The sequence below is a fragment of the Pseudoalteromonas sp. S558 genome, assembly GCF_005886635.1.
Lineage (GTDB): Bacteria > Pseudomonadota > Gammaproteobacteria > Enterobacterales > Alteromonadaceae > Pseudoalteromonas > Pseudoalteromonas aliena.
The window spans coordinates 1-8,956 of the sequence record NZ_PNDU01000343.1 but is presented as its reverse complement, the minus strand read 5'-3'; the positions used below and the strand labels follow the sequence as shown (position 1 = coordinate 8,956).

10 protein-coding genes are annotated in these 8,956 nt (G+C 41.1%); all 10 read right to left on the bottom strand.

The genetic code is table 11. The features are described 5' to 3' along the window. Positions 1-332: 332 nt before the first annotated feature. Positions 333-671, bottom strand: coding sequence for an ISC system 2Fe-2S type ferredoxin (gene fdx, locus CWB66_RS18845; RefSeq protein WP_007377671.1), 339 nt, complete (start codon positions 669-671; stop codon positions 333-335). 11 nt (positions 672-682) lie between these two features. Next, positions 683-2,545, bottom strand: a complete 1,863-nt coding sequence (gene hscA / locus CWB66_RS18840; protein ID WP_138586564.1) for a Fe-S protein assembly chaperone HscA — start codon at positions 2,543-2,545, stop codon at positions 683-685. A 41-nt stretch (positions 2,546-2,586) separates the two neighbouring features. Then, a complete protein-coding gene (gene hscB, locus CWB66_RS18835; RefSeq protein ID WP_138586563.1) occupies positions 2,587-3,114 on the bottom strand; it encodes a co-chaperone HscB in 528 nt (175 codons plus the stop codon). A 95-nt stretch (positions 3,115-3,209) separates the two neighbouring features. Beyond that, positions 3,210-3,533: an iron-sulfur cluster assembly protein IscA gene (iscA, locus tag CWB66_RS18830; RefSeq protein WP_007377674.1), complete on the bottom strand. Its 324-nt coding sequence runs from the start codon at positions 3,531-3,533 to the stop codon at positions 3,210-3,212. Positions 3,534-3,545: 12 nt separating this feature from the next. Beyond that, the gene (iscU, locus tag CWB66_RS18825; protein ID WP_007377675.1) at positions 3,546-3,929 is read right to left on the bottom strand and encodes a Fe-S cluster assembly scaffold IscU; all 384 of its coding nucleotides are present in this window, start codon (positions 3,927-3,929) and stop codon (positions 3,546-3,548) included. A gap of 41 nt (positions 3,930-3,970) precedes the next feature. Beyond that, positions 3,971-5,188 (bottom strand): IscS subfamily cysteine desulfurase, encoded by a 1,218-nt coding sequence (locus CWB66_RS18820; protein WP_077536140.1) that lies wholly within the window; start codon positions 5,186-5,188, stop codon positions 3,971-3,973. Positions 5,189-5,212: 24 nt separating this feature from the next. After that, complete coding sequence (gene iscR / locus CWB66_RS18815) at positions 5,213-5,704, bottom strand: Fe-S cluster assembly transcriptional regulator IscR (RefSeq protein WP_024612845.1); 492 nt, start codon at positions 5,702-5,704, stop codon at positions 5,213-5,215. A 235-nt stretch (positions 5,705-5,939) separates the two neighbouring features. After that, positions 5,940-6,665 carry a tRNA (cytosine(32)/uridine(32)-2'-O)-methyltransferase TrmJ gene (gene trmJ, locus CWB66_RS18810; protein ID WP_138586562.1) on the bottom strand — a complete coding sequence of 242 codons (726 nt, stop codon included), beginning with the start codon at positions 6,663-6,665 and terminating at the stop codon, positions 5,940-5,942. A gap of 160 nt (positions 6,666-6,825) precedes the next feature. Further along, on the bottom strand, positions 6,826-7,581 hold the full coding sequence (locus tag CWB66_RS18805; RefSeq protein ID WP_138586561.1) for a class I SAM-dependent methyltransferase: 756 nt from the start codon (positions 7,579-7,581) through the stop codon (positions 6,826-6,828). 57 nt (positions 7,582-7,638) lie between these two features. Beyond that, entirely contained in the window at positions 7,639-8,820 is a 1,182-nt protein-coding gene (locus CWB66_RS18800; protein ID WP_138586560.1) for a response regulator, read from the bottom strand. Between the last annotated feature and the right edge of the window lie 136 nt (positions 8,821-8,956).

The following is an 8,956-nucleotide window of genomic DNA, read 5'->3' as shown; positions in this document are numbered from 1 at the left end:
TACAAAATAAATGTATAATTTAAAATTTACTGTAGACGTTGAGCTTGCTTCGTGGGGAGCGCCGCTTCTATATTTACCTTCAAGCTAAAACACATCACGCCAGCAAGCTGTGCGTCTACAAAATAAATGTATAATTTAAAATTTACTGTAGACGTTGAGCTTGCTCACGTGAGAAGCGCAGCTTCTATATTTACCTTCGAGCCAAAACACATCACGCCTGCAAGCTGCGCGTCTACAGAATAACCTACGAGCTTTACTCGTTGCACTTACAATTGACAAACAAAAAAGCCGCTGTATCAAACAGCGGCTTTTAAAAAATACATCGTTAAAAACTAGTGCTCTTCATTAACGATATTGAGATTGTACTTAGGTATTTCAACTACTAGGTCTTCATCTCTTATAATTGCTTGGCAACCAAGGCGTGACTCTGGCTCTAAACCCCATGCTTTATCTAGCATGTCATCTTCTAGCTCATCACTTTCGTCAAGTGAGTCAAATCCTTCGCGAATCACTAAGTGACACGTAGTACATGCACACGACTTTTCACAGGCATGCGCAATGCTAATACCATTTTTAAGTGCAGCGTCGAGTACCGTTTGACCTGTTGGAGCTTCAATAGCCGCACCGTCAGGACATAATTCAGGATGTGGAAGAAAAACAATTTGTGGCATTCTAATCTCTCTTAAATGTTGTCTACTGACTGCCCTGTAAGGGCCTTTTTAATTGATGCATCCATTCTGCGCGATGCAAAGTCGCTACTCGCATTATCGATTTTTTCGATAGCGGCTTTAATTTCGTTTGGTTCTTGTGCATTTTCGCGCACTTTTACTAGTTCTGCAATTTCAGCGCGTAAGTTTGCTAGTTGCGTATCGTCTAGTAATGATCCATCGCTTGCAAGTGATGCATTAAGCGCTTCAATAACACGCAGTGCTTCTACTTGTTGCTCTTTAAGCATACGTGCTTGCATATCGCCTTTAGCGTTACTCATTGACTCTTTTAGCATATTAGCTACTTGGTCATCAGATAAACCAAACGACGGTTTAACTTGAATCTCCGCTTGTACGCCTGTTGATTTTTCCATAGCTGAAACACTTAATAGACCATCGGCATCAACTTTGAAGGTAACACGAATATGCGCAGCACCTGCCGCCATTGGCGGAATACCTTTTAAGCTAAACTTAGCAAGCGATCGACAATCATCAACAAGTTCACGCTCACCTTGCAGCACATGTAATGACATGGCTGTTTGACCGTCTTTAAACGTTGTAAATTCTTGTGCGCGAGCCACTGGAATCGTGGTATTACGTGGAATGATTTTTTCAACCAAACCGCCCATCGTTTCAAGGCCTAACGATAACGGTAAAACATCAAGCAATAACATGTCAGAATCGGGCTTATTGCCAATTAATACGTCAGCTTGAAGTGCAGCGCCTAAGGCGACAACGCGATCAGGGTCGATTGAAGTTAGCGGCTCTTTATCAAAAAAGCTTTGTACTTGGCTACGTACAAGTGGCATACGGGTTGAACCGCCAACCATAATAACTTGCAGTACTTCTTCGTTTTCAATGCCAGCATCTTTTACAGCACGACGACACGAACGCAGTGTTTTTTTAACGAGAGGCATAGCCATTTCGTCAAACGTTTCGCGTGTTACTTCTACTGTGTATTTTTGATCGTCAAACTCAAGACCTACGTTCACTTTTGCATATTGGCTAAGTGCTTCTTTACACGCTTTTGCTTTATTGATGAATAAACGTAAAACTGAAGGTGACAACGCTGACACACCAGTTTGCTGCTTAAAGTAATCAACAAGTAGTGAGTCAAAGTCATCACCACCTAAGCTTGAGTCGCCGCCAGTTGCCATTACTTCAAACACACCTTGGTGTAATCTAAGTACTGATATATCAAATGTACCACCGCCTAAATCGTAAACAGCAATAATACCTTCTTGGCCAGAATCTAAACCATAAGCAACGGCTGCTGCTGTTGGCTCATTTAATAAACGTAGTACGTTAATGCCTGCAAGCTCTGCTGCATCTTTAGTACTTTGGCGCTGCGCGTCATCAAAGTACGCAGGCACTGTAATTACAGCCCCTAAAATCTCTTGATTGCCAAAACTTTGTTCGGCGCGTGCTTTTAATGCAGCTAAAATGTGGCTTGATGCTTTAATTGGACTGATTTTACCTGCCGCAGTTTCGATTGCTAGCGCACCATTGTGTTCACAGAACACATACGGTAATTGGCCATAACTTTGCTCTATTTCAGTCTGAGTTTTACCTAAAAAGCGTTTAACCGAAATAAGTGTATTCGCAGGGTCTTGCGTTGCAGCTTGCGCTGCCTCTGCGCCAACGGTAATACCACCGGCTTGATAACGAACAACCGACGGTAACATAGCCGCGCCAAGCTCATCAGTTAACGTGCGGGCTTCGCCACTTTGCACTGTTGCTACCAATGAATTGGTTGTACCAAGGTCAATACCAATCGCTAGTTTATGTTCGTGTGGTGCCGCGCTCTGCCCCGGCTCAGCAATTTGCAATAATGCCATAATGCTCTTTAAACTCGTGTTGCTCGCTTTGCAGCAAGTAATTAATCGTCAAATAAACTATCTTCAATACGTTCAAGTTCGTCGCGTAACTTATAAACAAACTTCAGTTTACGAATATTATCAGCGGCAAGTTGATATTGCTGCTCATCGTTACTTGCGAGTTGCTCGGCAAGTTGTACACTGTACTGCGTGTTTAGTTGCTTAATTTGTTTTTCAAAATTTGCAATCGCAGTATCAGGATCGCGCGATGATGTTAGCTCTTCAAGTTCTTCGCGAAGTTCCATTTGTTGCATTAAAAACATTGGATCTTGCAAGGTTTGCTGCTCTGCACGAATATCAACGCCTAGCTCGCTCAGCATATACTCGGCACGCTTTACTGGGTGCTTTAATATTTGCAACGCATCGTTAATTTCGGCGGCGCTTTGCACGGCCATTAATTTATCGCGGCTGCTCGCATTCGCGTGGCGATCAGGATGTACAGTACGCTGTAATTCCAAGTAGTGCTTGTTAACTGTTGCTAAATCAATATTGTAATCAACGGGGACTGCAAATAATTCAAAGTAACGCATAACTTCAACCAATAATATTCAGAAATTAATTTCAAAAATAACAAAGCCCTACATTAACTGGCAGGGCTTATTTATACTACAAAGATATTTAAAGCTTAAACGGTAAAGCTTTCGCCACAACCACACTCATCTGCTTGGTTAGGATTTCTAAATTTAAACCCTTCATTTAAGCCTTCCTTAGTGTAATCGAGCTCTGTGCCATCGATGTAAACTAAGCTTTTAGCGTCAACAATTAATGTGACACCTTTAGCCGCAAAAGTTTCATCGTCTTCGTTTAAATCGTCAACAAACTCAAGTACATAAGCAAGACCTGAACAGCCCGTCGTTTTAATGCCAACGCGCAGGCCTAAACCTTTACCGCGGTTTGCTAAAAATGATTGTACGCGGTTTGCTGCCGCATCTGTCAATGTCACTGCCATGAGTTTCTCTTCTTACTTCGCTTGTTTACTTTTGTAGTCTGCAATTGCTGCTTGAATTGCGTCTTCGGCTAAAATTGAACAGTGAATTTTCACTGGTGGTAATTCAAGCTCGGCACTGATATCAGTGTTTTTAATTGTCGCTGCTTCGTCTAGCGTTTTGCCTTTAACCCACTCTGTAACAAGTGAAGATGAAGCAATTGCACTACCGCAACCATAGGTTTTGAATTTTGCATCTTCAATAACGCCTTCGGCAGATACTTTGATTTGCAATTTCATTACGTCACCACATGCTGGTGCGCCTACCATACCCGTTGCCACTGACGGATCATTCTTATCTAGAGTACCTACGTTACGTGGGTTTTCTACGTGGTCGATTACTTTATCACTATAAGCCATTATTCTATCCTCATTACCTGCTAGGGTATGTGCTCACACTATTAGTGGTGGGCCCATTCAACTGAATCTAAATCAATACCTTCTTGATGCATCTCCCAAAGTGGAGACATCTCACGTAGGCGACCGATAGAGTTTTTCATTAATTCGACGGTGTAATCAATCTCTTCTTCGGTAGTAAAACGACCAATACTAAAACGAATTGAGCTATGTGCTAATTCGTCGTTACGGCCAAGTGCACGCAGTACATAAGAAGGCTCTAAGCTTGCAGATGTACAGGCTGAACCTGACGATACTGCAATGTCTTTTACTGCCATAAGTAACGACTCACCTTCAACAAAGTTAAAGCTGATGTTTATAATACCTGGTACTGATTGGTCTTGTGTGCCGTTAAAGTATACTTCGTCCATATCAGACATAATGCCGTCAATTAGACGTTTACGTAATGCACTGATGTGTGCGTAATCTTTTTCAAAATCTTCTTTGGCGATTCTAAATGCAGTTCCCATACCCACTAATTGGTGAGTAGCAAGCGTACCAGAACGCATACCACGTTCATGTCCGCCACCGTGCATTTGCGCTTCTAAGCGAGCACGTGGTTTACGACGAACATAAAGTGCACCAACACCTTTAGGACCGTACGCTTTATGTGCAGAAAACGACATGAAATCAACTTTAAGCTGTTGTATGTCGATAAGTACTTTACCCGCACTTTGTGCAGCATCTACGTGGAACATGATTTTACGTTCACGGCACATTTCGCCAATAGTTGCGATATCTTGAATTACACCTAGCTCGTTATTAACGTGCATGATACTTACTAGTACGGTGTCATCACGCATTGTGTCGGCTAGTTTTTGCAGATCAAGTAGGCCGTTTTCTTCAACGTCCATATACGTTACTTCAAAACCTTGGCGCTCAAGCTCACGACATGTGTCGATAACAGCTTTGTGCTCAGTTTTAGCGGTAATAACGTGTTTACCTTTCTTTTTGTAAAACTGTGCGGCACCTTTAATAGCAAGGTTATTTGATTCAGTTGCACCCGATGTGAAAACTATTTCACGTGGGTCTGCATTAATTAAATCCGCAATATCATTACGCGCTTGGTCAACGGCTTCTTCTGCTTGCCAACCAAAACGATGTGAACGTGACGCAGGGTTACCAAATTTACCGTCCATTGTCAGGCATTGCATCATTTCTTTAGCAACACGTTCGTCAACAGGCGTGGTCGCTGCGTAATCTAAATAAATCGGTAACTTCATTTCTCTCTCCGCTGCAGGTCAACCTTAAAGTTGACAGCTTACTTGAATGTTTTCCAACTGCTTGATTGCATTATTAATACTGTTATCTTGGCGCGATGCTATTTCTTTCACATCTGACTTTTCCACCAATTCAGCAAGGGTGATATTGTTCAAAAATTCTTCTATACGTGCGCTTAAATCTGACCACAAATTATGTGTTAAACAACGCATGCCACTCTGACAGCCGGTATCGGCACCTTGGCAACGTGTTGCATCGACCGATTCGTCTACGGCGCTAATAATATCGCCAACAGAAATAACGTTCGTTTCTCGCCCTAGTAAATAACCACCACCAGGCCCACGAACAGAACTCACTAAGCCATTTTTACGTAAACGGGCAAATAATTGTTCAAGGTATGACAAAGAAATTTCTTGTCGCTGTGAAATATCAGCAAGGGCTACAGGACCTACACCTGTGTGCAGTGCAACATCCAGCATCGCTGTAACGGCATATCTGCCTTTTGATGTTAACTTCATAACGCCCCCTGCACAAAGAGTGCAAATTTTAATTACCAGAGTAAATTAGTCAAGTATTATCACTTGATAAAAATTTGATTTAAACACTCTTACTTTTAAATTGTAGAGTTAACAAATTTTCAATACTTGACCTCTTTAGTCAAGTATTACAGCCATTGTAATTACCTGAGTAATTTAGTCAAGTATTAGCGCGTTAATTAGTCCCGGTCTTTTATAACTAATCGCTATACCTAAGTTACTTAGGGATAGACTTATTAATTGAGGTGAGAATACCGCGTAAAATGTTCATCTCGGCATCTTCTGGACGAGCACGGTTAAATAAGCGACGTAACTTTGTCATTACAATACCTGGGTGCTGTTTTATGATGAAGCCAGTGTTAAACAGTGTCTCTTCAAGGTGGTCATAAAACAACTCAGTTTGTTTTGAGCTTGGGTAAACCGTGTCATCCTCTTCAACCTTTTTAGGCTGTTGATTTAAAAACGCCATGCGCGTTTCGTAGCACAACGTTTGCACAGCCATCGCTAAGTTAAGCGAGCTGTATTCAGGATTCGCAGGGATGCATACATGGTAATTACAAAGCTGTAATTCATCGTTGCTTAAACCACTGTTCTCACGACCAAACACAAGTGCTACAGGGCCATTTACAGCTTCTGCAACCAGTTTTTCACCACATTCACGTGGTTCAACCATAGGCCAAGAAAGCGTACGTGAGCGCGCACTGGTGCCAATTGTTAATGCACAATCGGCAATCGCTTCTTCAACAGTCCCAACAATAACTGCATTGCCTAAAACATCACTGGCACCTGCAGACAAAGCACTCGCGTGGCTGTCTATTTCACATGCGGGGTCAACTAAATAAAGTTTTGATAAACCCATGGTTTTCATGGCGCGAGCTGCCGAACCAATATTGCCTGAGTGTGATGTGTTAACTAAAACAACGCGAATATCATCTAAGATCATTGCTATGCTACTTACCTATGCCAAAAAATTGCGCGAATTCTAACATGAAAATGCCACAAGATCCTAGATTCAAAAAGCTAGATCCTAAGATCCAGCCCAATATAATGCTTCTTACATGAGCCGGCTTTATTGTATAAAAACACCAATCTATTCTTAGTGTTTAAACCATTGCTGCTTTTACATACACATCAAAGCGATTTTTTTTAGTTTTAATTTGCATACTTGGGGTTTGATCATTTAAAAATGGGGCGTAATCGGGGCGTTTTACTACTACGCGTTTACTGGCGAGTGGGTAGGCGAATTCGAGTAAATCGTCGGCGTCGGTATCTGCACCAACAAGCTCTTGGAATACACGCATTTCTTTTTTAACAAGAGCTGATTTTTCGCGATGTGGGAACATAGGATCTAAATAAACTACATCAGGGATGCTTTCACATTGCGATAGTAAAGTATGGCTTGAACCAAAGATGAGGCTCATACTTTGCTTCATCCATGAGCCAATTTCTATGTCGTTATAAGCGCGCTGTAAACCATCATACAATAAGGCGGCCACTACGGGATGACGTTCATGCAATATAACGTTGCACCCTAGTGACGCAAGTACAAAACCATCACGCCCTAAGCCAGCAGTTGCATCAAGCACAACGGGCGTTGCCCCTTTGTTTAAGCCAACCGCTTTTGCAATTGCTTGGCCTTTCCCCCCACCAAACTTACGTCTATGCGCTGCTGCACCGGTTACAAAATCAACGTTGATTGCGCCTAATTTAGGTTCATCTGTTTTATATAAACTCAAGCCGCTATCGTCATAATGTAGGCTAAAACCATTGCTTTGTTCTGCCCATTGAGCCAAACCAAAACGTGTTTCTAACTCATTTAAATAAGGGCGACACTCTTTAAAAGCACACTGAATAACCACTATACACTCCGACGATAAAATACCTGTTCAGTATATCAATCAGTGCAAGTTAAAGCACTAAAATAGCTCTATATCATTATTTTCAGTGGTATTTTGTAAGACAAGTTCACCAGCGTTACTACGCAAGCTAACGAGTAACTCATTGCGAGTTTCACTAATTTGCTTAAGCTGACATTTAATAAATGCTAAATCGCTATTAGCAGAAGTAAATAGCTGCATAGTTTGATCTAGCTTAGTAAAGTAAGGTGTTAAGTCACAAAGCTTATCACTTTCTTTTTGCAGTTTAATTGCACAATCAAGCTCATGTAATTGTTCTATAAACTGTTTAGTAATACTGTTTTGTGCCTGATTCTGAGAAACTAATTGTTTTACTATGTCTTCAAGCGCAATGCCTATTTGCGCGGCCTGTTCGTAGCTATTCTCATTATTTTGTATGGTGATCGCTTTTTCATTGGTGATCTCCAAAATGTGCGGAAACAAATCTTTGTAACGTCCAAATTTAGCAGTATCGTCAACGGGCATATTTTTTATCAGTAATGATACTTTAGGGTAGTTAATAATGGTGCTGGCACCAACATCAACAAACCGCTGCGCATACCTATGTTGTTCTAGCAATTCTTGCTCTAATGGGCACACCGCACTTTGTAAGCTATAAAATATGCCTTGGCTTTTGTACCAAAACACAACCACGACATCTAAGTTGAAAGGAGTAAAAAATGCTAAAAAATATTCGCTTAATAATTGAAAATTATTAGCATGGTAACTTTGCCCAACAAAACGCATTATTCGCCCCATATCTCCGGATTCAGTCATGGCTATTTGGGCCGTTTTTTCTGCATGCTCTACATCATTTTTTAACTTTATACCTTGTTGACGATATTCATAAAGCACCTTTATGCGCGCCATCAATTCCTGGGCATTAAAAGGCTTAGCTATATAATCAGATGCACCAGCACTGTAACCTTTTACACGATCAGCCAACTCGATATTGGATGATAGAAACATAACGGGGATGTCTTTGGTCTGCTCATTTTTTTTAATGACTTGGCAAACGTCAAAACCTGATTTACCCGGCATTTCTATATCGAGTAAGATAATATCTGGCTTGTATTTTTTTGTGAGTCTTAAACCTTCATCACCATCTTTCGCATGAATAATTTTACAAAAACCTGCTAAAGACTCCTCAATTATATGGTGAACCAACTTATCGTCATCAATTGCCAATATTAGCTTTGCCATGCCCTAGTCCATTTTATTAGGTATGTTAAGAGCATAGCTCGGTAGACTGAATTTACTAAAAATTTTAGTGAATAAGTTAAGGCGTGTTGATCTTTGTGGATTGAAATTTGTTCAATCTAGGGGCGATTTAATCGCG